Here is a 1,048-nt window from a genome sequence, read left to right as displayed (position 1 = left end):
CCCTGACGCCATTGCCCGACATCCTCCTCGAGCCGCTCGCCAAGTCGGCACTCCTCGAGGACCTCGGCCGTGCCGGCGACCTGACGACGGATGCGATCATCCCCGTCGGCGTGCGGGACCGGTTCGTCTTCGCGGCCCGCGAGCCGGGCACTGTCGCAGGGCTCGACCTGGCTCGACTCACCTTCACGCTCATCGACCCCTCGGTCACCTTCACGGCCCACGTCGCCGATGGAGACCGCGTCGCCCCCGGAGACCGGGTCGCAACCGTCGAGGGCTCGGCTCGCTCGCTGCTCACTGCGGAGCGGGTGGCCCTGAACTTCCTGGGCCACCTGTCGGGAGTCGCCACCGCGACGCGGACGCTCGTCGATGCCGTCGCACACACGCCTGCACGCATCGCCTGCACCCGCAAGACGACCCCGGGCCTGCGCGCGGTCGAGAAGTACGCCGTCCGCGCAGGCGGCGGGAGCAACCACCGCTTCGGGCTCGACGACGCGGTGCTCGTCAAGGACAACCACATCGCCGTGGCAGGGTCGGTCACCGAGGCTGTCCGGCGTGTGCGAGCCCACGTCGGTCACTTGGTCGCGATCGAGGTCGAGGTCGACACGCTGGACCAGCTCCAGGAACTGCTTCTCGACCCCGTCCATGCGGTGCTGCTCGACAACATGACCCCCGAAACGACGGCCAAGGCGGTGGCCATCGTCGGGGGTCGGATGGTGACGGAGGCCTCGGGCCAAGTGACCGTGCAGACGGCCCCGGCTCTGGCTGAGGCCGGGGTGGACCTCATCTCCGCCGGCTGGATCACCCACAGCGCTCGGTGCCTCGACATCGGCCTGGACCACAGCACCGGGTGATTCGCGGTCCGGTGGCCCTTCTCGACCGGGCTCAACGGTGTCATCGGGGAGCCCAGTTCGCGACACGAACCGGCGTCGGAAAGATGCGGTTGCCGTTGACTGCGCCATGTCGAGAGGCCCCCTTCCGCGACAGCGGGCAGTGAGCGGCATACGAGAGGAGTGACCCTTCGACGGTTACTGGCCCTTCGACGGTTGGT

The 1,048-nt window shown here is 69.5% G+C and carries 1 protein-coding gene; it reads left to right on the top strand.

Annotation, left to right across the window (positions count from 1 at the left end; all coding sequences use genetic code 11):
- Nucleotides 1-2 precede the first annotated feature (2 nt).
- The gene (gene nadC / locus N864_RS22580; RefSeq protein ID WP_051518950.1) at nucleotides 3-851 is read left to right on the top strand and encodes a carboxylating nicotinate-nucleotide diphosphorylase; all 849 of its coding nucleotides are present in this window, start codon (nucleotides 3-5) and stop codon (nucleotides 849-851) included.
- The last annotated feature ends 197 nt before the right edge of the window (nucleotides 852-1,048 follow it).

Origin of the sequence: Intrasporangium chromatireducens Q5-1, assembly GCF_000576575.1 — a bacterium.
GTDB classification, from domain to species: Bacteria; Actinomycetota; Actinomycetes; order Actinomycetales; family Dermatophilaceae; genus Intrasporangium_A; species Intrasporangium_A chromatireducens.
Note: the sequence above shows the minus strand (reverse complement) of the source record. Positions and strands in the feature narration are given on the sequence as shown.